Genomic DNA, 22,883 nt, shown 5'->3' on the forward strand with positions numbered 1-22,883 from the left:
CGAAGTGACAAAGGGGGGTATCTCGCGGCTTGCACAGGAAATATCCCATGCCCCTGATCGACATGCCGGAATTTGCCGGAGAGCTACTGGAAGAATTCGCCGCGCGCCGCACAAGCCGCGTGAACACGCCTGTCATCCAGCCCGCTGAACCGTTTCTGGATATGGCCGGCGAGGATTTGCGCCGCCGTATCTTCATGACGGAAAGCGAAACGGGGACGAGCCTGTGCCTGCGCCCCGAATTCACCATCCCCGTCTGCCTGCGCCATATCGAGACCGCGACCGGCACGCCGAAGCGTTATTCCTATCTCGGTGAAGTCTTCCGCCAGCGCCGCGAGGGCGCGAGCGAGTTTTATCAGGCCGGCATCGAAGACCTCGGCGATACCGATATTGCCGCCGCCGATGCCCGTGTCGTCATTGACGCGACCACTATTCTGCAGCGCCTGCTGCCCGGCCGGTCGCTTGCCGTCACGCTGGGCGACCAGCAGGTGTTCGAAGCCGTCGTTGCAGCGCTTGGCCTGCCGCTGGGCTGGCAGAAACGGCTGGTGCAGGCTTTCGGCGACATGGCGCAGCTGGACGCGCTGCTGGAAAGCCTCGTGCATCCCAAGCCGATGACGGGGCTGGACGCCCGGGTCGCCGGCCTGCTGGCGACGGGCGACGAGGCGGTGCTGGTCGATTATCTCGATACGGTGATGCAGGAAACCGGGTACTCCACCAATGCCAGCCGTTCACCGCTCGAAATCGCCCGCCGTCTGCGGGAGAAGCTCGCGCTTGCGGCGACGCGCCTGCCGGATGAGAGTTTCGAGTTGCTCAAACAGTTCCTGGCCTTGCAGGCGCCCTTGCCGCAGGCCTCGCAGGTTCTTGGTGATTTCGCCGCAAAGGCGAAGCTGAAGCTGGATGGCGCGCTTTCCGCTTTCGACAAACGCGTTGCGGCCCTTGCCAATGCCGGTGTCGATCTTGAAACGGTCACCTATGGCGCTGCCTTCGGCCGCCCGCTCGATTATTATACCGGCCTTGTTTTCGAGGTGGTGGAGGCGGGCAGCGACAGCGTGCTCGCCGGCGGCGGCCGTTACGACAGGCTGCTCACACTTCTCGGGGCACAGGAAAAAATACCGGCCGTAGGCTTCTCGCTCTGGCTGGATCGCATCGAAGCGGTGCGTGGGAGTGAAAAACCATGATCACCATCGCATTGCCCTCAAAGGGCCGGATGAAGGAAGACGCCTCCGCGGTTCTGGAACGCGCCGGGCTGAAGGTTGCGGCTGTCGGCAACGACCGCTCCTATCGCGGCCGCATCGAAGGACGCGACGATATCGAGATCGCCTATCTGTCGGCCTCCGAGATCGCCCGCGAGATCGGCGCCGGCACGGTGGATTTCGGCGTGACGGGGGAAGACCTGGTGCGCGAGGGGCTGACCAATGCCGATGCGCAGGTGGAATTCTGCGCCCGCCTCGGTTTCGGTCATGCCGATGTCGTGGTCGCGGTGCCGGAAATCTGGCTGGATGTGGACAGCATGGCCGATCTGGGCGACGTGGCGTCCGAATTCCGCGCCCGTCATGGCCGCAGACTGGCGATCGCCACCAAATATTGGCGGCTGACGCAGCAGTTCTTTTCGCGCCAGCACGGCATTCAGCTTTATCGCATCGTCGAAAGCCTTGGCGCGACCGAAGGTGCGCCGGCGGCAGGGCAGGCGGATATCATCGTCGATATTACCTCTACCGGCTCGACGCTCAGGGCCAACCACCTGAAAATCCTCTCGGACGGCATCATCGTCCGTTCGGAAGCCTGTTTCGTCCGCGCTCGCAAGCCGGAGCATGAAGGCATTGCAGCGATTGAGGACATCGCATCGCGCATAAGGGCGGCGGTCTGATCCAAAACAAAAGCCGCCGGAGTGATCCGGCGGCTTTTTTGTTGGTCGATTTATTGGCTCAGGCGTGGGCCACAGCCACGCCGCGCTTGGCGTCGATGGAATAGGCGCCGGCGCCGAAGGCGGCGAGCAGGATGTAAGCGCCGGCAAGGGTGATGTTCTTCACCATCATGATGCCGTTCAGCGTATTGATCCAGCCAAGAGCAGGCTCAGGCCAGCCGGGAACGGCAACGGTGCCGCTGTGGAAAACCAGACCGGTAAAGACGCAGAAAACGGCGAGCGCCCAGGCGGCAATTTTGGTCTGGAAACCAGCGAGAACGGCAAGACCGGCAACGAGTTCGAAGAGGCCTGCGACGTAGGCAAGTGCGGTTGCGGCGGGCAGACCGGCGCCCGAAATCATTCCGGCCGTGCCGGCCGGATCAACGAGCTTGCTGAAGCCCGAAGAGATGAAGATGAAGGAAAGCAGAATGCGGGCGATGAGAACGAGAGCGTTCTGGCTGCTGGACATGGATATCTCCGGTAAGTGATCGGCGTATCGCCGATGAGCTGCATGGTAATGTCTGGAGATATCAATGGCTGAAAATCACTCATCCATAAAGATGAACGGCAGAAGACAAATTGTCTTTATTTTGTGAACGATGAGTGGGTGTGGGCCGATAATCTTTATGCGGCGAAGCGAATATCTTCGAAACGCGGAAACAGGAAAAGTCCGGATATGCGCCCCTGCTGGCCATCTTCAAAGCCGGACGATTCCCCCATGCAGATGACCGGTTGCCGCATCGCCGGCAAGATGGAGACGCTTGTCGAGAAACAAAACCGGGAAGGTTCTGTGGAAACCTGCTCGAATAGCTCCAGCACGCGAGCGTGATCAACGCGATCGTAACAGCGCACAAGGCTGAGCAGCCCGCATTCGCCTGGCGGCAGGCCGTGCATGAAGGAGGTGTGTTCGCCGAGCCGGATGACACCGCTGGAAAGCTCGCTGCTCCACTCCTCCGAAATGAAGAAATGAGACAGGGTGCGGGGATCGGGCGTGGTCGTCACCGCCGCCGGCAGAGCATCGTTGCGTCTTGATATTTCAAACAAATCGCGCCCCCGCATGAACACATGACAGCGCCACCATTTCTAGCGACACTGCCAGGTTTAACCTTTACCGCCACCCGCAGTCGAACGTGCTTGCCCAGCATCGAACCCCTTCAATGCTCGCCGTCCTGTCGCGGAACCCTTACGGGGGCTGACTTATAGTTTATTTTTCTCTACCGACAACAACCAGTCGGGGAGAAAATCAAAAATAGTATGTATTTCTTCTTCAAAATCGCGAGAGATATGAAAAAGCACAATTAAATGGCGCACTTATAAGTAGGGCAAAATGGGAATCGTCCAACTCCCGGCACCGTGATTCGCCCGCCGTGATGTCATTATTGCACGGTTTACCCAGCACTAGCCGGGTAAAGTTATGGGTGTCCCAAAAAGAAACAATATTTTGGCCATGCGTCCGGTGCGCTTGCGACGCCGGACCGCAAAAGGGCGTGGGCGGCAACGAAAAAAGGGCGATCCGAAGACCGCCCTTTCTTAATTCTGGTGACAGGACTGATTAGAAGTCCATGCCGCCCGTCCGGCGCGCTTGCGACGTCGGACCGCGAAAAGGGCGTGGGCGGCAACGAAAAAAGGGCGATCCGAAGACCGCCCTTTCTTAATTCCGGTGGCAGGACTGATTAGAAGTCCATGCCGCCCATTCCGCCACCCGGCATTGCCGGCATCGCAGATTCCTTCTTCGGAAGCTCGGCGATCATGGCTTCGGTGGTGATCAGCAGAGAAGCGACCGAAGCTGCATTCTGCAGAGCCGTGCGAACAACCTTGACCGGGTCGACGATGCCGAGCTGGATCAGGTCGCCATATTCGCCGGTCTGGGCGTTGTAGCCGTAGTTGTCTTCGTTCTTGTCGAGGATCTTGCCGACAACGATGGAAGCTTCGTCACCGGCGTTTTCTGCGATCTGGCGAACCAGAGCCTGCAGAGCCTTGCGGACGATGTTGATGCCGGCTTCCTGGTCGTCGTTCACACCCTTGGCGGTGATCTTCGTGGAGGAACGCAGCAGGGCAACGCCGCCGCCCGGTACGATACCTTCCTGAACAGCAGCGCGCGTCGCGTTGAGAGCGTCGTCGATGCGGTCCTTCTTTTCCTTCACTTCAACTTCCGTCGAACCGCCAACGCGGATAACGGCAACGCCGCCAGCGAGCTTGGCAAGACGTTCCTGCAGCTTTTCGCGGTCGTAGTCGGAAGTGGTTTCTTCGATCTGCGCCTTGATCTGGGCAACGCGGCCTTCGATGTCGGACTTCTGGCCGGCACCGTCAACGATCGTGGTGTTTTCCTTGGAGATCGAAACCTTCTTCGACTTGCCGAGCATGTCGAGAGTTACGGTTTCGAGCTTGATGCCGAGGTCTTCGGAAATAACGGTACCACCGGTCAGGATGGCGATGTCTTCCAGCATGGCCTTGCGGCGGTCGCCGAAGCCAGGAGCCTTGACGGCAGCGATCTTGAGGCCGCCACGCAGCTTGTTGACGACGAGCGTTGCAAGAGCTTCGCCTTCTACGTCTTCAGCGATGATGACGAGCGGCTTGCCGGTCTGAACGACAGCTTCGAGAACCGGCAGCATGGCCTGGAGGTTCGAGAGCTTCTTTTCGTGCAGGAGGATGTAAGCGTCTTCGAGGTCCGCAACCATCTTTTCCGGGTTGGTCACGAAGTAGGGCGACAGGTAGCCGCGGTCGAACTGCATGCCTTCGACGACTTCGAGTTCGGTTTCGGCGGTCTTGGCTTCTTCAACGGTGATGACGCCTTCGTTGCCGACCTTCTGCATTGCTTCAGCAATGTCGAGACCGATCTGACGCTCGCCGTTTGCAGAGATCGTGCCGACCTGTGCAACTTCTTCAGACGTGTTGATCTTCTTGGCCTTGGCCTGAAGGTCCTTGACGACTTCAGCCACAGCGAGGTCGATACCGCGCTTCAGGTCCATCGGGTTCATGCCGGCAGCAACTGCCTTTGCACCTTCGCGAACGATGGCCTGGGCCAGAACCGTTGCGGTGGTGGTGCCGTCACCGGCGATGTCGTTGGTCTTGGAGGCAACTTCGCGAACGAGCTGTGCGCCCATGTTCTCGAACTTGTCTTCCAGTTCGATTTCCTTGGCGACGGAAACGCCGTCCTTGGTGATGCGCGGAGCGCCGAAGGACTTGTCGATAACGACGTTACGACCCTTCGGGCCGAGGGTGACCTTCACTGCATCAGCAAGAACGTCGACGCCCTTGAGCATCTTTTCGCGCGCTGAGCGGCCGAATTTGACTTCTTTGGCTGCCATTTTCAAAACTCCTGGTTTCGAACGGCCGGACAAGGGTCCGGCTTGAAATTTACGGAAACGATGGGTTCGGCGAAATTAGCCGATGATACCCATGATGTCGGCTTCCTTCATGATCAGAAGGTCTTCGCCGTCGAGCTTGACTTCGGTGCCCGACCACTTGCCGAACAGGACGCGATCGCCAACCTTGACGTCGAGAGCGACGACCTTGCCGGCCTCATCGCGCGCGCCGGAACCGACGGCGACGATTTCGCCTTCCTGCGGCTTTTCCTTGGCGGTATCGGGAATGATGATGCCGCCCTTGGTCTTTGCTTCGGACTCAACGCGACGAACGACGACGCGATCATGAAGCGGGCGGAAATTGGTGCTTGTCATTGCCTAATCCCTCGATCAAATGACTTCACGAACCCTTGGAGGCTCGCGTGATGGGTGTTAGCACTCCCCTTGTTGGAGTGCCAGCGAAGCCGAGATAAGGAGCCCTTCTGCCTGAGTCAAGAACGGCCTGTCGGAAAAATTTCATGGCTTATGGTTATCAGCGTTCCATGACAGAAATTTCCCACGCGCAGCCGAGTGCCGCGACAGGGTTATTTTCGCATGTTGTGGCCGTCGCTGTTCTCAGCGGTATTTGTGTCGATGCTGTGTCGGGCGGGCCGAAGGCCGGGCGTGCAGCGCTTTTTTCCTTGCCATCGGCGTCCTGCTTTGCCATGTCACGCACACCCTTTTCTCGCAGCCGGAAAGCATCTCATGGCCCATCGCATTCTCACCCTCGGCGAAATCACTGATGGGTTCGACGTTATTCTTTCGGATGTCTGGGGCGTGCTGCACAATGGCGTCAGCGCCTTTCCGGATGCGGCGGTTGCGCTGCACGAAGCCCGCAAGGCCGGCAAGACGGTGGTGCTCATCACCAATTCGCCGCGCCCGGCCCCCGGCGTCATCGCCCAGCTTCGTGTTCTCGGCGTGCCTGACGAGGCCTATGACCGTATCATCACCTCGGGCGACGTCACCCGCGGGCTGATCGCCGAAGGTCCGAAAAAAGTCTTCCTGCTCGGCCCGGAGCGGGACATGCCGCTGCTCGAAGGTCTCGATGTCGAGCGTGTCAGCGAGGCGGAGGCGCAATCCGTGGTCTGCACCGGCTTCTTTGATGACGAGACGGAAACGCCTGAAGATTACACCGAAATGCTGAAGGGCTTCATCGCCCGCAAGGTGCCGATGATCTGCGCCAACCCCGATCTGGTGGTGGAGCGCGGCGAGCGCATCATTCCCTGTGCCGGCGCCATGGCTGCCTATTACGAACAGCTGGGCGGCGAAGTCCGCATTGCCGGCAAGCCGCATGCACCGATCTATGAGGCCTGCCTTGCGGCAGCCAAAGACGTGCGCGGCGCCTTCCCCAGGGATCGCGTGCTGGCCATCGGCGACGGCATGCCGACGGATGTGAAGGGCGCGATTGCGAGCGGTCTCAACCTTCTTTATATCAGCGGCGGCATTCACGCCGCCGAATATACGCTGAACGGCCAGACGGATGAGGCGCTTCTGAACGCCTATCTCAAGGGGCAGGGTGCCGCCCCCGGCTGGTGGATGCCCCGCCTTGCCTGAGAAACGTCTGGCCTAAGCTGGCGTAAAAATTGGATCGACTGCCATGACCGTCTTTCATCGCAATGAAAAAAAAGAGCCGCTGCCGGAAGCTCTTCGCGGTGGCGTCATCGCGATCGGCAATTTCGATGGCGTGCATCGCGGCCACCGCGCCGTGCTGGACCGTGCTCTGGAGCTGGCGGAAGCGCGTGGTGTTCCGGCGCTGGTGCTGACCTTCGAGCCGCATCCCCGCTCCGTGTTCCGCCCTGACGTGCCGGTCTTCCGCCTCACACCCGCACCGTTGAAGGCACGCATTCTCGAGGCCATCGGTTTCCGCTCCGTTATCGAATATCCCTTCGACAGGGAATTCTCACAGCGTTCGGCGGAGGAATTCGTCACATCCATTCTGGTCGACTGGCTTCACGCCAGCGCCGTCGTTACCGGTTTCGATTTCCATTTCGGCAAGGGTCGCGAAGGCGGTCCGGCATTCCTGATGGCGGCCGGCAAGCGTCACGGCTTCGACGTGACGCTGGTGGACGCCTTTCGCGATGAGGGGGCGGATGTCGTTTCCTCCAGCCGTATCCGCTCGCTTCTGTGCGAGGGCGATGTGGCGGGTGCCGCCGGCCTGCTCGGTTATCGCTTCACCGTAGAAAGCGAAGTCATCGGCGGCCAGAAGCTCGGCCGCACATTGGGTTATCCGACAGCCAACATGGCGCTGGCACCGGAAACGGAGCTGAAGGCGGGCATTTATGCCGTGCGGTTCCGTCGCCCCGATGGTTCGATCCACGATGGCGTCGCGAGCTTCGGTTACCGCCCGACGGTGACGGAGAACGGTGCGGCGCTGCTCGAAACCTTCCTGTTCGATTTTTCGGGCGATCTTTATGGGGAAGTCTGTTCGGTGTCCTTCTTCGGCCACCTGCGCGACGAGCTGAAATTCGACGGGCTCGATCCGCTTGTCGCCCAGATCAGGCGCGATGAAGAAGAGGCGAGGGCGATGCTGTCGGGCGTGCGTCCGCTCAGCGAACTGGACGCGAAGATCGCGTTCTGATCGTGTTCGGCTGGCTGCGCCTTGCCGTCGCTTTTCTCTTCCTTTTTGGTGGGAAACCGCATAAACAACCGTCCATGTCCCAATACCGGTTGAAATTTGCAATTCAGATTGGCCGAATTATTGGCCCGGCCTTCCGCCCGCTCTGAGAGAGCCGGAAGGTCCGGGATTTTGGCGCTTACATGACATGTGACATATGGCATGGCGCTTTCCGAATTTGCCCTCTTTGCAATTGAGATCGCGCGACTGATACAGCGCGCAACAACGGTACGATTATGAGCGACACCGCAGAAAAACTGGACTATTCCACCACCCTCTATTTGCCGCAGACGGATTTTCCGATGCGTGCCGGCCTGCCGCAGAAGGAACCGGAAACGGTGAAGCGCTGGCAGGAAATGGGCCTTTACAAACGCCTGCGCGCTTCCGCAGCCGGCCGTGAAAAATTCGTGCTTCATGACGGCCCGCCCTATGCCAACGGCAATATCCACATCGGCCATGCGCTGAACAAGATCCTGAAGGACGTCATCACCCGCTCGTTCCAGATGCGCGGTTTCGACGCCAATTACGTGCCCGGCTGGGACTGCCACGGCCTGCCGATCGAATGGAAGATCGAGGAAGCCTATCGCGCCAGGGGCAAGAACAAGGACGAGGTTCCGGTCAACGAGTTCCGTAAGGAATGCCGTGACTTCGCGGCCGGCTGGATCAAGGTTCAGTCGGAAGAGTTCAAGCGTCTCGGCATCGAGGGTGACTTCGAAAACCCCTATACGACGATGAACTTCCATGCCGAAGCCCGCATCGCCGGCGAACTCCTGAAGATCGCCCGGAGCGGCCAGCTTTATCGCGGCTCCAAGCCGATCATGTGGTCGGTCGTCGAGCGCACGGCGCTGGCGGAAGCCGAAGTCGAATACCACGATGTCGAGAGCGACATGATCTGGGTGAAGTTCCCGGTTTTGAGTGCTTCAGTAAGCCGAGAAAATTTCACGCACCGCGTTGGAATGGAACTCGGTGCTGTAACTGAGGGCGTCTCTCTGAACTCTCCGGAGGCACACGAACTATTCGATCAGCACATGGCCCGTGCGTCGGAGCTTGTGGGAAGTTCCGTCGTCATCTGGACAACCACGCCGTGGACGATCCCCGGCAACCGCGCCATCGCGTTCTCTTCGCGTGTCGAATATGGCCTTTTCGAAGTCGAAAGCGCGCAGAATGATTTTGGCCCGCAGCCCGGTGAAAAGCTGATCTTCGCCAGGAAGCTTGCCGATGAAGCCGCAGCCAAGGCGAAGCTGACCTTCAAGCTCGTTCGCGACGTGAAAAGCGAAGAACTGGCTGCCATCACCTGCGCCCATCCTTTGGCATCGCTCGGTTACGATTTCCCGGTTCCGCTTCTCGATGGCGATCACGTCACCGACGATGCCGGTACGGGTTTCGTGCACACAGCGCCCAGCCACGGCCGCGAGGACTTTGACGTCTGGACCGCGCATCAGCGCGAGCTGGAAGCGCGCGGCGTTTCGCCGGCCATCCCGTTCCCGGTTGGCGACGATGGTTTCTACACCGAGGACGCCCCCGGTTTCGGCCCGTCTGCCGAAGGTGGTGCTGCCCGCGTCATGGACGATAACGGCAAGAAGGGCGATGCCAATGAGCGCGTCATCAAGGCGCTGATCGCTGCCAACAACCTGTTTGCCCGTGGCCGCCTGAAGCACAGCTATCCCCATAGCTGGCGCTCCAAGAAGCCCGTCATCTTCCGCAACACGCCGCAATGGTTCGTCTATATGGACAAGGAACTGGGTGACGGCACGACGCTGCGCTCGCGTTCGCTAAGCGCCATCGACCAGACCCGCTTCGTTCCGGCCTCCGGCCAGAACCGCCTGCGCGCCATGATCGAAGGCCGGCCCGACTGGGTTCTGTCGCGCCAGCGCAGCTGGGGCGTGCCGATCGCGGTCTTTGCCGACGAGCATGGCGAGGTTCTGGTCGACGAGGCCGTTAACGCCCGCATTCTCGAGGCCTTCGAGGCCGAAGGTGCGGATGCCTGGTTCGCCGAAGGCGCCAAGGAACGGTTCCTCGGCAATGACCAGGACCATGCCAAGTGGCAACAGGTCATGGACATCCTCGACGTCTGGTTCGATAGCGGTTGCACCCACACCTTCACGCTGGAAGACCGCCCGGACATGAAGTGGCCGGCCGACGTCTATCTGGAAGGCTCCGACCAGCATCGCGGCTGGTTCCATTCGTCGCTGCTGGAAAGCTGCGCGACGCGTGGCCGCGCGCCTTATAACGCCGTTGTCACCCATGGTTTCACCATGGATGAGAAGGGCGAGAAGATGTCCAAGTCGAAGGGCAACGTCGTCTCGCCGCAGGAAGTCATGAAGGACGCCGGCGCGGATATTCTGCGCCTGTGGGTCATGACGACGGATTATTGGGATGACCAGCGTCTTGGCAAGGCCATCATCCAGACCAATGTCGATGCCTATCGCAAGCTGCGCAATACCGTTCGCTGGATGCTCGGAACCCTTGCCCATTTTGAGGGCGAGGAGATCGCCTATGACGATCTGCCGGAGCTGGAAAAGCTGGTGCTGCATCGCTTGTCCGAACTGGATGGCGTCGTTCGCGAAGGTTATGACGGTTTCGAGTTCAAGAAGATCGCCCGTGCGCTGGTGGATTTCGCCAATGTCGAGCTTTCGGCCTTCTATTTCGACGTCCGCAAGGACACGCTTTATTGCGACGCGCCGTCGTCGCTGAAGCGCCGGGCATCGCTGTCGGTCATCGCCAAGCTGTTCGATTGCCTCGTCACATGGCTCGCGCCCATGCTGCCTTTCACCACGGAAGAAGCGTGGCTGTCGCGCTACCCGGATGCGGAATCGGTGCATCTCGTCCAGTTCCCGGAAATCCCGGCAAATTGGAAGAATGACGCGCTGGAAGCGAAGTGGGAAAAAATCCGCAAGGTCCGCACCGTCGTAACGGGCGCGCTGGAAGTCGAACGCCGTGAAAAGCGCATCGGCTCCTCGCTTGAGGCAGCCCCGGTCGTCCACATTGCCGATGCCGATCTTCTGGCGGCACTAAAGGGACAGGACTTCGCCGAAATCTGCATCACCTCGGCCATTTCGGTGGTTGGCGATGAAGGCCCGGCCGATGGCTTCCGCCTGCCGGAAGTCGCGAAGGTCGTGGTCGAGCAGAAGCTGGCGGAAGGCGTGAAATGCGCCCGTTCGTGGCGCATCACCACCGATGTCGGCTCCGATCCGCAATATCCGGACGTATCGGCCCGCGATGCAGCGGCACTGCGTGAGCTTGCTGCGCTCTAGTAATGAAAATGGCCGGATGAATTGCGCTTTGCCTCTTCATCCGGTACACCTGCCTGAAAATGGCCGGATTTGCACGGCAATGCGGGCTGCCGCCTGCCGAAAGACGATGTCTGGCGAAGTGGGACGGACGGCTGGAAGGGTTTCAATGAAGACGATGCAGGGTAATGCGCAGGGTTTGGGCATGTTTCGCACGGTTGTTGGCGTCACGACGATAGGCGTGCTGCTAGGCGCCTGCACCAGCCCGACCTACGGTACGGGCAAGACGGCGGCCGAACAGCTTGTCGACGATCTCGGCAACGCGACCTCGATCACCGGCGACCAGAGCAAGCGCAACCTGAAATACAGCCCCCGCCCGGGCCTCGTCGTTCCCGCCCAGGCCCGTGCCGAACAGCTCACCACGCCGCAGCAGAACATGGCCAACCGCGAAAACAACCCGCAATGGGTCGAATCGCCGGAAGAAACCCGTGAACGCCTGCGTGATGAGGCGGATGCCAACAAGAACAACCCGCATTACCGCTCGCCGCTGCTCGCCGGCAACGGCACCGCCGGCCAGATGACCGAAAGCCAGAAGTGGGAAGCCTTCCGCAAGGCAAAGGCCGATGCCCAGGGCGGCTCCGTCGTCAACGCCCAGCGCAAGTTCCTGACCGATCCGCCGGTTGAATATCGCAGCGTTCCGCAGGATCAGCTGACCGATCTCGGTGAGCCCGAGCAGAAGAAGGAAAAGCGCCGCAAGAAAGAAGCGGCTGTCGCCAACACCGGCAAGAGCTGGTGGAACCCTTTCTGACAAAAATGACGGGCTGATAAAATAACGGGCTGATGGCCTGCGGGAAAGCCTGTGCCTCCCGCCGGCCGCTTAGTCTTCGAGACGTTTCTCGCGGAAGAATTGCCGCAGGATTTCAGCACTTTCGCTTTCCGCCAGTCCTGAATAGACGTCCGGTGCATGGTGGCAGGTCGGCTGGCTGAAGAAGCGAACGCCACTCTCCACCGCGCCGCCCTTCGGGTCTTGCGCGCCATAATAGAGCCTGCGGATACGGGCGAATGAAATCGCCGCCGCGCACATGGTGCAGGGCTCCAGCGTTACGTAAAGATCGGCACCGGGCAGGCGTTCCTGTCCCAGAGCCTCGCAGGCCATGCGGATCACGGCGATTTCGGCGTGCGCCGTCACATCGTTCAATTCACGGGTGCGGTTGCCGGAACGGGCGACGACGCGGCCGTCCAGAACCAGCACGGCGCCGATCGGAACCTCATCCCGCTCAGCCGCGGAGCGGGCTTCGACAAGCGCCAGTTCCATGAAATGCGTCCTTTCGGCCATGACGGTTCAATTTCCTCTTAACCCTTGTGCTTGGACCTGATAGGACAGCCCAAACAACAGGCAAATAGCAAATGACTTTTAAAGACAAGCCGAAGCGTGACGGCGGCAAAACTTTTGGCGGAGACAGGAAGCCGAAAGGCCCCGGCAAACCCGCTGCAGAGCGTGAAAAGAAACCGGCGCAAGCCAAGGCTGCGCCCGCTTCTGCCGCCACGGCCGAGGTGGTTGGTGCCGGCAAGCCCGAGCGTATCTCGAAAATCATGGCGCGCGCCGGCGTTGCCTCGCGCCGCGATGTCGAGCGCATGATCATGGAAGGCCGCGTGTCGCTGAACGGCGTCTTGCTGGATACGCCGGTGGTCAATGCCACGCTCTCCGACAAGATCGAAGTGGACGGCATGCCGATTCGCGGTGCGGAGCGCACCCGCCTCTGGCTTTACCACAAGCCCGCCGGCCTGGTGACGACCAATTCCGACCCGGAAGGCCGCCCTACTGTTTTCGACAATCTGCCGGGTGAACTGCCGCGCGTACTCTCCATCGGTCGTCTCGATATCAATACCGAAGGCCTGCTGCTGCTGACCAATGATGGCGGCCTTTCCCGCGTGCTGGAACTGCCGACCACCGGCTGGCTGCGCCGTTACCGCGTGCGTGCCCATGGCGAGGTCGATCAGGCCGCCCTCGACAAGCTGAAGGACGGCATTGCCGTCGACGGCGTGCTTTACGGTGCGATCGATGCGACGCTCGACCGCACCCAGGGCCACAATGTCTGGATCACCATGGGCCTGCGCGAAGGCAAGAACCGCGAAATCAAGAACGTGCTCGGCGCGCTTGGTCTTGAGGTCAATCGCCTGATCCGCATTTCCTATGGTCCGTTCCAGCTGGGCGATCTGCCCGAGGGCAAGGTGCTGGAAGTGCGCGGCCGCATGCTGCGTGACCAGCTTGGCCCGCGCCTTATCGAAGAGGCCGGCGCCAATTTCGACGCGCCGATCTACAATACATCCGTCGATGATGAGGAAGAGGCGCCAGTCAAGCGCGCCAAGTCCGAATGGGCAAAGGGCGACGCGCCGGAAGGCAAGCCGCGTTTTGAAAAGGCAGCCGGCAAGCCGGAAGACCGCCGCGAAAAAGCGCTCGGACGTCTGGACACCAAACGGGGCGACAAGCCTGCCGGCAAGTTTGGCGCGAAGCCTGCCGGAAAATTCGGTGGCAAGGGCCGCAATGACGAAGAGGGCGATGATCGTCGCCCCCGCCAGCCCATCGGCACCAGCCGCACCGCCAATGTCTGGATGGCGCCCGGCGCAAAGCCCACCCGCGATGGCAAGGAACGCAAGTCGTCTGCCCGCGCCGAAGCCGAAAGCCTGTTCAAGAAGCCGTCCGCCCAGGATGAAGCCCGCCGTAACGTCGTGCGGCATGCTGACGCCGAAGGCGAGTGGATTCGTTCGGACTCCCCCCGTGAAGAAGAAGGTGGCCGCGGACGCGGTGACCGTCCTGGCCGCGGCGAAAAGAGCTTTGGCGATCGCGGTGGGCGCGGCGGAAAATCTTTCGGTGGCAAACCTTCGGGCGACCGGCCCTCTGGCGACCGGCCTTTCCGGGATCGCCCGCGTGAAGATGGCGACCGCCCCCGTGGTGAGCGTCCGGCACGCGGCGCAAAGAGCTTCGGTGATCGCCCTGCACGCGGTGAAAAACCCTTTGGCGACCGCCCCTTCCGTGACCGGCCCCGCGAAGAGGGCGATCGCCCGCGCAGCGACCGTCCGCGTGGCGAAAGAGCCTTCGGAGATCGCACCGCCCGTGGCGAAAAGCCTGCTGGGGATCGGCCGTTCCGCGATCGGCCGCGTGAGGATGGAGACCGTCCGCGCGGTGATCGGCCTTTCGGCGACAAGCCGAGAGGTGCAAAACCCGGCGGCAGGCCCGCATCGGGCAAGCCGTCCTTCGGCAAATCCGGCGAGCGTGTCGAACGTTCCGGTTTTTCGGGCAAGGGTAAAGGCCCCGGCGGCAATGGTCCCGGTGGCGGCAAGCCGGGCGGCAAAGGCCCGGGTGGCAAACCTTCTGGTGGCAGGGGAATGACACGTAATGCGGATCGTAGGCGGTGAGTTCCGCGGCCGGACACTGGCCGCGCCGAAATCGAATTCCATTCGTCCGACTATCGACAGGACGCGGGAAAGCCTCTTCAACATCCTGAGCCACGCATATCCGGAAAGTCTTGACGGTACGCGCGTGCTGGACGTTTTTGCCGGAACCGGCGCGGTGGGGCTGGAAGCCCTGTCGCGCGGCTGTCGGGTGGCTCTCTTCGTCGAAAACGGCGTCGAGGGCAGGGGGCTTTTATGGGAAAATATCGATGCGCTCGGCCTGCATGGCCGCGCCCGCATTTTGCGGCGTGATGCCACCAAGCTCGGTGGCGTCAATAATATCGAGCCCTTCGATCTTCTCTTCGCCGATCCGCCCTATGGCCATGGCCATGGCGAGAAGGCTTTTGCGGCAGCCCATGGCGGCGGCTGGCTGACACCCGGCGCGCTCGCCATTCTGGAAGAGCGAGGCGACGTGACGGTCACGGTCGAGCCGGTATTCAAGCTGCTCGAAAGCCGGATTTTCGGCGACACGAAGATGCATTTCTATCGCTACGAGCCCTGACGGGAGACTTCCCGTCACGCCACGGTCTTGTCTTGTTTGCGCAATAGGCAGAGCCTTTACCGTGGTAATCTTTTTGGGTGTTTCGCATGGAGCAGGCTGGCAACGACAGCGTCACGATCATCCGCGCCGGGGAGGAAGTCCTCAAAGGCGATGGCGGCAGCGGCCATGAGCCGACATTCGGACTGGCGCTCGGCGGTGGCGGTGCCCGCGGCATCTGCCACATCAACGTCGTCGAGGCGCTGGACGAACTCGGCATCCGGCCCGTGATGCTCTCCGGCTCATCCATCGGCTCCATCATCGGCGCGGGCATGGCAGCCGGCATGTCAGGCCGCGAAATCCGCGAATATACGCTCGAACTCATGGGTCGGAAGGGCTCGGTGGCAAACCGGCTTTGGAGCCTCGGTCCGGCATCGATGCGCCATGCCGCCCACGGTTTTCGCCTCGGCCAGTTTAATCTCGAACTCATCCTCCATGCCCTGATGCCGCAGGCCCTGCCCAAGGATTTTTCGGAACTTGCCATCCCGCTGAAGGTGATAACGACAGATTATTACGCCCAGACCGAAGTGGTGGTGGAAAGCGGCGAGATCATCCAGGCTCTGGCGGCATCGGCCGCCATCCCGGCGCTGTTCATGCCTGTTCGCATCGATGGCCGCATCATGATCGATGGCGGCATCTTCAATCCGGTCCCTTATGAGCATCTGCTTGAACACGCCGATATCGTCATCGGCGTCGATGTGGTCGGCGGCCCGGAAGGGGACGGCACCACCATGCCGAACCGTCTGGAGAGCCTGTTCGGCGCCAGCCAATTGATGATGCAGGCGGCGATTGCCCTGAAACTGAGGCTGCGCCCGCCGCACATTTTCCTGCGCCCGCCGGTGCACCGCTTCGGCGTACTGGATTTTTTGAAGTCGGAAGAGGTGTTGAATGCTTCGGCCGGCATCAAGGATGATCTGAAACGGCAGATCGAGATGCAGGTGGAGCTGTTTCATCGCGGGCAGGGCGTGGAGGCTTGAATATTCTCCACGAACAAGCGGTGTTCTCCCAGCCAGTGCCTTTGAATCACAACGAAACTTCCGTCTCGCTATCCTCCACATCCTCTTCTTCCTCCCGCTTCTCCGCCTTGTTCTTCGGCTTCATCAGCGGTTCCGGCTTCACTTCGCGCACGGGCTTGTTGTGCAGCATCTGCCGTCCGGCGGCGAGGCCCTCGACAGCCTGAAGCTCCAGCCGCTGTTCGTCGCGTTCGCGGATGTCGTCGGAGATGGCGAGCGCCCTTTCGGTGTCCATATCCAGCCCTTCGAGAATGCGCCTGCCGAACAGCAGGCCGGATTCTAGCGTCTCGCGGATTTCGTATTCCACGCCCTTTTTCCTGAGGTCGAGGGAATGCACGCGGTCATAGGAGCGGGCATAGATGCGCACGCTTGGAAATTCCGACTGGATCATGTCGATGATACGGTCGGTGACCTCTTTCTTGTGGGTGCAGACCGCCACCAGATCGGCGCGTTCGATACCGGCGGCGATCAGCACATCCTTGCGGGTGCCATCCCCGAAAAAGATGCGGAACCCAAAACGGGCGGCCTGACGCACACGGTCGGCGGAGCTGTCGATGACGGTGACGTCGCGTCCGCCGGCCAGAAGAATTTGCGACGCGATCTGACCGAAGCGGGAAAAGCCGATCATCAGCACATCCGCGCCGGCCCCGTCGAAATCCTCCTCAAGCTTGTCCTCTTCCGCATCCTCCGCCGTCAGACGCCGTGAAATCACCGCCAGAACCGGCGTCAGCGCCATGGAGAGCGTGACAACGGCGACAAGGATCGAGGCCGTCGCCTGCGGAAACAGCCCGGATGCGGCGGCCGTGGTGAAAAGCACGAAACCGAATTCGCCACCCTGCGCCAGAAGCAGCGCAATGCGGCTTGATGCATAACGCGACGAACCGGCAATGCGGCAAAGGCCATAGATCAGGGCCGCCTTCACCGCCATCATGACAGGCACGGCGATCAGGATGAGGACAATATGCTCGTAAACGATCTTGATGTGCAGCGACATGCCGACGGCCATGAAAAACAGCGCGAGGAACAGGCCGCGAAACGGCTCTATATCGGCCTCCAGCTCATGCCGGTAAGAAGATTCCGACAGCATGAGCCCCGCCAGCAGCGCACCCATGCCCATCGATAAGCCCACCATCTCCATGATGGCGGCCGCACCGATGACGACGAAGAGGGCGGCCGCGATCATCACTTCGCGCGCACCCGTGCGGGCGATGATCTGGAACATCGGCGTCAGAAGATAACGACCCGCCAGCACCATGCCCGCCACCGCGACGACCGAGGCGACGAGATCGGACACCATCGAATCCGTCGGCACATCCGGCCGGTTGGAGAGAATGGTGACGAGCGCAAGCAGCGGTACGATGGCGAGATCCTGAAACAGAAGGATCGAAAAGGAGCGGTTGCCGTGCCGCGTGTTCATGTAGCCATCGTCTTCGAGAATCTGCAGCGCAAATGCCGTGGAGGAAAGCGCAAGGCCGAAACCTGCAACCACGCTTCCGCGCGCGTCGATCAGCCCCGCCCACCAGGCAATTGCCGCCAGCGCGCTGCCCGTCACCAGCACCTGCGCCAGTCCGAGACCTAAAATATCGCGCCGCATCTGCCAGATGCGCGAGGGTTTTAGTTCGAGGCCGATGATGAACAGCAGGAAAACGACGCCGAGTTCCGAGACGTTGAAGATGTCCTTCGCATCGGTGACCAGATGCAGGAACGGCCCGATGATGATGCCGGCCACCAGATAACCGAGCACGGTGCCGAGCCCGAGCTTGCGGAAAACCGAAGCCGCGATGACCGCGCCGGCCAGAAGCAGCAATGGTTCGGAAAAGAGAGCGTCGTGCTCGGTCATGCGGGCGAACTTTCAAATAGGGTGGCGATGGAGCCGTTCGGACGGAGAAAGCGGCGTTTCGCCCTTGATGCGGGGTTCTCGGCACAATAAATGGAACAGGAATGAAAGGCCAACTCATGTCCTCAGAAATAGATTCTTCCAAACTTCTCGATCGCGCCAGCGAACTTGTCGATCTCGCCCGCGCCGCCGGTGCGGATGAGGCGGATGCCGTTGTCGTCCGCTCCCGTTCACAATCGGTCGGCGTGCGGCTTGGCAAGGTGGAAAGCACCGAATCCTCCGAAAGCGACGATTTTTCCCTGCGCGTCTTCGTGGGACGCCGGGTGGCGAGCGTTTCGGCCAATCCGGGCTTTGATCTGAAGACCCTCGCCGAACGGGCCGTCGCCATGGCGAAGGTCTCGCCTGAAGACCCCTTTGCCTGCCTTGCGGACAAGGAGCGGCTGGCGACATCCTATGACGATCTCCAGCTTTTTGACGCGACGGAAGTTTCGGCGGATCAGCTTCGGGAAGCGGCGCTGGCTTCGGAAGAGGCGGCGCTGGCGGTCAAGGGCGTCAGCAATTCCTCCGGCGCCGGCGCATCGAGCGGCATGGGCGGGCTCGTGCTGGCCACCTCACACGGCTTTTCGGGCAGCTATATGGGCAGCCGCTTCGGCCGCTCCGTCAGCGTCATCGCCGGCGAAGGCACGAAGATGGAGCGCGACTATGATTTCGACAGCCGCCTTTATTATGCCGATCTCGATGCGGCCGAAGAGATTGGTCGCCGCGCCGGGGAAAAAGTGGTGCGGCGCGTCGGCCCGCGCCAGGTCGATACCGGCAGCAACATCACGGTGGTATTCGATCCACGCATCGCCCGCGGTTTCGTCGGCGCCATTGCCGGCGCCATCAACGGCGCCTCGGTTGCCCGCAAGACCAGCTTCCTGCGTGATAAAATGGGTCAGCAGGTTTTGAAAAAGGGCCTTCATCTCACCGACGATCCGCAGATCGTGCGCGGCCCGTCCTCCCGTCCCTTTGATGGCGAAGGTGTCCGGGGCGAGAAGATGACGATGATCGAGGACGGTGTTTTGAAACACTGGTTCCTCTCCACCTCGGCGGCGCGGGAACTCGGTCTTGAAACCAACGGCCGCGGCGTGCGCGGCGGCACCTCGGTCTCGCCGGCCTCCACCAATCTGGCGTTGGAACCGGGCGACCTATCGCCGGAAGAATTGCTGGCGCAGGTTGGGTCAGGTTTTTACGTCACCGAACTGATTGGCCACGGCGCCAACATGCTGACAGGCGAGTATAGCTGCGGTGCCAGCGGCTTCTGGATCGAGAACGGTGAAAAATCCTTCGCCGTGTCCGAAGTCACCATCGCGTCCAACCTGAAGGACATGTTCATGCGGGTGACGCCTGCCAGTGATATCGACCGCAAATACGGTGTCGCGGCACCGACGCTCGCCATCGAAGGCATGACGATCGCCGGCAAGTGATGTGGCCTGCGGGTTGTTTTCGCGGGCGCTTTATGTGCAAGTGCGAAGAGAAAAACGGGCGCGCCGTTTGAGGCGTGCGGAAAAGACGGCAAAATGAACGATATGGCTGAGGCCCGCTGGGCCTCCGATTTGAGGCTGGTTCTCGGAGCCGCCCGCAAGGCGGGCGAGACGGCGCTGGGTTTCTTCCGCAAAGACCCCGAGGTATGGTGGAAGAATGACGGGCTTTCGCCTGTTAGCGCGGCCGATTATGCCGCCAACGAAATTCTCGAAACCATTCTCCGCTCCGCCCGGCCGGATTACGGCTGGCTTTCCGAAGAGACGGACGATGATACGGAGAGGCTGTCCCGCTCCACCGTCTTCGTGGTCGATCCCATCGACGGAACCCGAGCTTTCATCGGCGGCAGGGATACCTGGTGTGTCAGCGTTGCGGTGGTGCATGAGGGGAGGCCGGTTGTCGGTGTACTCGTCGCGCCGGCGCTGGCGGAGGAGTTCACCGCGGTGGAAGGCGGCGTGGCGTTGAAGAACGGAGATGCCATCTCGGCAACCCGTGACAATGGCGGAACCTTCCATCTTGCCGCAGCGGCGGAAGCGATCGCGCATCTGCCGGAAGCCTTGCGAAACACCGTGGAGCGCATTCCGCACGTCCCCTCGCTCGCCTACCGGCTGGCCATGGTCGCGGATGGCCGCATCGATGGAACGCTGGTCAAGGCGAACTCGCATGAGTGGGATCTCGCCGCAGCCGATCTCATACTCGAGCGGTCCGGCGGCCAGCTTGTCGGCCTTGATGGCAAACCTCTGATGTACAATCGCCGCGAGGTGAACCACCCCGCATTGTGCGCCGCAGCAGATTATGCACTGCCTGCACTTTTGAAAGCGTTTTCACACCTGTCTGACAGTTGACGTTTGCCGGGAAATCCCGCAGATGAAGGCCTCTCTCAGCGTTTAAGAAAGAGATAAAGACATGACGGAAACTGGCAAACCGAAACAGCTGCTGCACCTCGTCTTCGGCGGCGAACTTGAAAACCTTCAGGATGTTCAGTTCCGGGATTTGAACGCGCTCGATATCGTCGGCATCTATCCGGATTACGCTTCCGCGCTTACCGCATGGAAGTCCAAGGCGCAGATGACTGTTGATAACGCCCATATGCGTTATTTTATCGTGCATATGCACCGTCTTCTCAATCCAGACGACAAAAATTGAGTCCTTTTCCCCTTGCGTTGTAATACTATTGGGTGAAGGCGGTTTTTCCCGTGATTCCTGCGCTAGAGGTGTAGGCCGGGAACACCGGGGCGAGAAAATGTGATCGCGCTTTCATTTCCGATGACAAAAAATGACGCAATTTAAGAAGAAGTAGGCGGCGACAACAACAAGAACAGGGGCAGGCATTGCGCGGAATGATCAAGGGCAGAATGTCATGAGCAGCCGTATCGCACGTTTCGCTCTTTCCGGTTACCGGATCGCCGGTATCGCCGCCTATCCCTTTGCCAAGCCCTATCTTTCCTATCGGGCGGCGAAGGGCAAGGAAGACAAGCGCCGCCGGCTTGAACGTTTCGGTTACGCCAGCGCCGAGCGCCCGCGCGGCCCGCTCGTCTGGTTTCATGCCGCAAGTGTCGGCGAAACGCTTGCCCTCATCCCGCTCATCCGTGAAATCCGCAAGCGCGATATCTTCGTGCTTCTGACCACCGGCACCGTCACGTCGGCTGAACTCACCCGCACCCGGCTTGGTGACGACGTGATCCACCAATATGTGCCGCTCGACATCAAGATCGCGGTCAACCGTTTCCTTACCTATTGGGCGCCGGATGCCGCCATAACAGCTGAATCGGAAATCTGGCCGGTGACGATGATGGAGCTGGAGCGCAGGCACATCCCGCAAATCCGGGTCAATGCACGCCTCTCCGACCGTTCTTTCGATCGCTGGAAAGCCCGCTACGACATTGCGGAATCGCTGTTTTCCAAGCTGGCGCTGGTTGTTGCGCAATCCGATCTCGATGCCGAACGTTTCCGTGATCTCGGCTCGTGGCCGGTGGTGATTTCGGGTAACCTCAAGGGCGACACCGATCCGCCGCCCTGTGACGAGGCGCTGCTGGAGGGCTATCGCAAGCAGGTCGGCAATCGCAAGACATGGGCGGCGATCTCCACCTTCGATGGAGAAGAGAAGGCGGCGGCCACCGTGCATGCCGCGATCAAGTCGCGCAATGGCCAGCTGACCATTATCGTGCCACGCCATCCCGAGCGCGGCGATGAGGTGGAAGCCATGCTGAAGGGCATGAACCTTTCCGTCGCCCGCCGCAGCCGCAATGATGTGATCACGCCGGAAACCGATATTTTCCTCGGCGACTCCATCGGCGAAATGGGGCTTTACCTGCGGCTGACCGAGCTTGCCTTTGTCGGCCGGTCGCTGACGGCGGAAGGCGGGCAGAACCCGCTGGAGCCGGCCATGCTCGGCTGTGCCGTGCTCTCTGGCGCGCATGTGCAGAATTTTCGTGAAGCCTATCAGAAGCTGATCCGCGCCGGCGGCGGCCGCATCATCCGTGATGTCGAAATGCTGGCGAAGGCGGTGCATTATCTGCTGGTCAATGACAATGAGCGTTACAAGATGATCGACGCCGGCAACCGGGTCATTCAGGATATGCGCGGCGCGCTGTCCTCCACCGTCAAGGCGCTGGAGCCCTATATCAACCCGCTTACCGTTTCGGCCAAGCTGCAACCGCGGAGCGCCATCGGTTCATGGTAGCGGATATCGAACTTGATGCGGCGCAGTCGATCGCCGCTGTGCTCTTCGACAAGGACGGCACGCTTCTAGGCTATGATGCCAGCTGGGGACCGGTGAACCGCGAACTCGCGTCGATTGCCGCCAAGGGCGACGCCGCACTCGCCGACCGGCTTCTTGCCGCCTGCGGCATGGACCCCGTCACCGGCCATGTTGTGCCGGACAGCCTGCTCGCCGCCGGCAATACGGCGGAAATCGTTGCCGGTCTGGTCGCTGCCGGCTCGCCCTGCGATGTTGTCGAACTGACCCAACGCCTCGACCGGCTGTTCACCGAAGCTGCGGATAAATCCGTGCCGGTCACCGATCTCAAGGCGTTTTTCGCAAGGCTGAAGGCGCGGGGCTACAAGCTCGGCATCGCCTCCAGCGACAATGAAAACTCCATCCGTCAGACCGCCATCCGCTTCGGTTTCGAAGCAGATATCGATTTCGTCGCGGGTTATGACAGCGGTTACGGCACCAAGCCGCAGCCCGGCATGGTTCTGGGTTTCTGCGAAGCGATCGGTTTTCCGCCGGAACGCGTGGCAGTTGTCGGTGACAATAATCACGATCTGCACATGGCGAAAAATGCGGGTGCGGGTCTGCGCATCGCCGTGCTGACCGGAACCGGCTCGCGCGAAAGCCTTGGTGCGGATGCGCATTATTGCTTTGATGACATTACCGGGCTTGAGGCGCTGCTGCCGGAACGGGTTGTTTAAGAAGGAACCACCTATCTCT

At 60.9% G+C, this 22,883-nt stretch carries 20 protein-coding genes; 14 read left to right on the forward strand and 6 right to left on the reverse strand.

Translation table 11 applies throughout. From position 1 onward, the window contains the following. Window positions 1–47 precede the first annotated feature (47 nt). Both CFBP5499_RS02360 and hisG read left to right on the forward strand, forming a co-directional pair. Complete coding sequence (locus CFBP5499_RS02360; protein WP_080825891.1) at window positions 48–1,175, forward strand: ATP phosphoribosyltransferase regulatory subunit; 1,128 nt, start codon at window positions 48–50, stop codon at window positions 1,173–1,175. After that, window positions 1,172–1,864, forward strand: coding sequence for an ATP phosphoribosyltransferase (gene hisG, locus CFBP5499_RS02365; RefSeq protein ID WP_080825889.1), 693 nt, complete (start codon window positions 1,172–1,174; stop codon window positions 1,862–1,864). Before CFBP5499_RS02360 ends, hisG begins: the two co-directional genes overlap by 4 nt. A 58-nt stretch (window positions 1,865–1,922) precedes the next feature. On the opposite strand, the gene CFBP5499_RS02370 is transcribed toward hisG, so the two are convergent. The 4 genes from CFBP5499_RS02370 to groES form a co-directional block, all read right to left on the reverse strand. Continuing rightward, window positions 1,923–2,369: a DoxX family protein gene (locus CFBP5499_RS02370; protein WP_080825888.1), complete on the reverse strand. Its 447-nt coding sequence runs from the start codon at window positions 2,367–2,369 to the stop codon at window positions 1,923–1,925. 155 nt (window positions 2,370–2,524) lie between these two features. Beyond that, window positions 2,525–2,959, reverse strand: coding sequence for a hypothetical protein (locus CFBP5499_RS02375; protein ID WP_080825887.1), 435 nt, complete (start codon window positions 2,957–2,959; stop codon window positions 2,525–2,527). Window positions 2,960–3,573: 614 nt separating this feature from the next. Beyond that, window positions 3,574–5,208: a chaperonin GroEL gene (gene groL, locus CFBP5499_RS02385; protein WP_080825886.1), complete on the reverse strand. Its 1,635-nt coding sequence runs from the start codon at window positions 5,206–5,208 to the stop codon at window positions 3,574–3,576. A gap of 75 nt (window positions 5,209–5,283) precedes the next feature. Next, entirely contained in the window at window positions 5,284–5,580 is a 297-nt protein-coding gene (gene groES / locus CFBP5499_RS02390) for a co-chaperone GroES (RefSeq protein WP_003494080.1), read from the reverse strand. A gap of 369 nt (window positions 5,581–5,949) precedes the next feature. On the opposite strand from groES, the gene CFBP5499_RS02395 reads away from it, so the two are divergent. The 4 genes from CFBP5499_RS02395 to CFBP5499_RS02410 all read left to right on the forward strand — a co-directional run bounded on the left by CFBP5499_RS02395 (window position 5,950) and on the right by CFBP5499_RS02410 (window position 11,896). Next, the gene (locus CFBP5499_RS02395) at window positions 5,950–6,798 is read left to right on the forward strand and encodes a TIGR01459 family HAD-type hydrolase (protein WP_080825884.1); all 849 of its coding nucleotides are present in this window, start codon (window positions 5,950–5,952) and stop codon (window positions 6,796–6,798) included. A gap of 43 nt (window positions 6,799–6,841) precedes the next feature. Then, the gene (locus CFBP5499_RS02400; RefSeq protein WP_137066227.1) at window positions 6,842–7,822 is read left to right on the forward strand and encodes a bifunctional riboflavin kinase/FAD synthetase; all 981 of its coding nucleotides are present in this window, start codon (window positions 6,842–6,844) and stop codon (window positions 7,820–7,822) included. A gap of 272 nt (window positions 7,823–8,094) precedes the next feature. Beyond that, the gene (gene ileS, locus CFBP5499_RS02405; RefSeq protein WP_080825882.1) at window positions 8,095–11,112 is read left to right on the forward strand and encodes an isoleucine--tRNA ligase; all 3,018 of its coding nucleotides are present in this window, start codon (window positions 8,095–8,097) and stop codon (window positions 11,110–11,112) included. A gap of 145 nt (window positions 11,113–11,257) precedes the next feature. Beyond that, a complete protein-coding gene (locus CFBP5499_RS02410; protein ID WP_173986353.1) occupies window positions 11,258–11,896 on the forward strand; it encodes a hypothetical protein in 639 nt (212 codons plus the stop codon). A 69-nt stretch (window positions 11,897–11,965) separates the two neighbouring features. Here the strand turns inward: CFBP5499_RS02410 and CFBP5499_RS02415 are convergent, their stop codons facing one another. Next, window positions 11,966–12,424: a nucleoside deaminase gene (locus CFBP5499_RS02415; RefSeq protein WP_080825880.1), complete on the reverse strand. Its 459-nt coding sequence runs from the start codon at window positions 12,422–12,424 to the stop codon at window positions 11,966–11,968. A gap of 71 nt (window positions 12,425–12,495) precedes the next feature. Between CFBP5499_RS02415 and CFBP5499_RS02420 the strand changes: the two genes are divergently transcribed. The 3 genes from CFBP5499_RS02420 to CFBP5499_RS02430 all read left to right on the forward strand — a co-directional run bounded on the left by CFBP5499_RS02420 (window position 12,496) and on the right by CFBP5499_RS02430 (window position 16,056). After that, window positions 12,496–14,505, forward strand: coding sequence for a pseudouridine synthase (locus CFBP5499_RS02420; RefSeq protein ID WP_137066229.1), 2,010 nt, complete (start codon window positions 12,496–12,498; stop codon window positions 14,503–14,505). Continuing rightward, the gene (rsmD, locus tag CFBP5499_RS02425) at window positions 14,486–15,043 is read left to right on the forward strand and encodes a 16S rRNA (guanine(966)-N(2))-methyltransferase RsmD (RefSeq protein ID WP_080825874.1); all 558 of its coding nucleotides are present in this window, start codon (window positions 14,486–14,488) and stop codon (window positions 15,041–15,043) included. Before CFBP5499_RS02420 ends, rsmD begins: the two co-directional genes overlap by 20 nt. Window positions 15,044–15,129: 86 nt before the next feature. Beyond that, complete coding sequence (locus CFBP5499_RS02430) at window positions 15,130–16,056, forward strand: patatin-like phospholipase family protein (protein ID WP_080825871.1); 927 nt, start codon at window positions 15,130–15,132, stop codon at window positions 16,054–16,056. Between the two features lie 46 nt (window positions 16,057–16,102). On the opposite strand, the gene CFBP5499_RS02435 is transcribed toward CFBP5499_RS02430, so the two are convergent. After that, entirely contained in the window at window positions 16,103–17,932 is a 1,830-nt protein-coding gene (locus CFBP5499_RS02435) for a monovalent cation:proton antiporter-2 (CPA2) family protein (RefSeq protein WP_080825869.1), read from the reverse strand. 116 nt (window positions 17,933–18,048) lie between these two features. Here CFBP5499_RS02435 and CFBP5499_RS02445 point away from each other — a divergent pair, with 116 nt between their 5' ends. The 5 genes from CFBP5499_RS02445 to CFBP5499_RS02465 all read left to right on the forward strand — a co-directional run bounded on the left by CFBP5499_RS02445 (window position 18,049) and on the right by CFBP5499_RS02465 (window position 22,864). Further along, entirely contained in the window at window positions 18,049–19,395 is a 1,347-nt protein-coding gene (locus CFBP5499_RS02445) for a TldD/PmbA family protein (protein ID WP_080827453.1), read from the forward strand. 93 nt (window positions 19,396–19,488) lie between these two features. Next, entirely contained in the window at window positions 19,489–20,295 is an 807-nt protein-coding gene (locus CFBP5499_RS02450) for a 3'(2'),5'-bisphosphate nucleotidase CysQ (protein WP_080825866.1), read from the forward strand. Window positions 20,296–20,356: 61 nt separating this feature from the next. Next, window positions 20,357–20,596, forward strand: a complete 240-nt coding sequence (locus tag CFBP5499_RS02455) for a DUF4170 domain-containing protein (RefSeq protein ID WP_080825864.1) — start codon at window positions 20,357–20,359, stop codon at window positions 20,594–20,596. Window positions 20,597–20,810: 214 nt separating this feature from the next. After that, window positions 20,811–22,133 (forward strand): lipid IV(A) 3-deoxy-D-manno-octulosonic acid transferase, encoded by a 1,323-nt coding sequence (gene waaA, locus CFBP5499_RS02460; RefSeq protein ID WP_080825862.1) that lies wholly within the window; start codon window positions 20,811–20,813, stop codon window positions 22,131–22,133. Beyond that, complete coding sequence (locus CFBP5499_RS02465) at window positions 22,127–22,864, forward strand: HAD family hydrolase (protein WP_080825860.1); 738 nt, start codon at window positions 22,127–22,129, stop codon at window positions 22,862–22,864. Before waaA ends, CFBP5499_RS02465 begins: the two co-directional genes overlap by 7 nt. The last annotated feature ends 19 nt before the right edge of the window (window positions 22,865–22,883 follow it).

This window comes from Agrobacterium tumefaciens, from assembly GCF_005221325.1.
In the GTDB taxonomy this organism is placed as follows: domain Bacteria; phylum Pseudomonadota; class Alphaproteobacteria; order Rhizobiales; family Rhizobiaceae; genus Agrobacterium.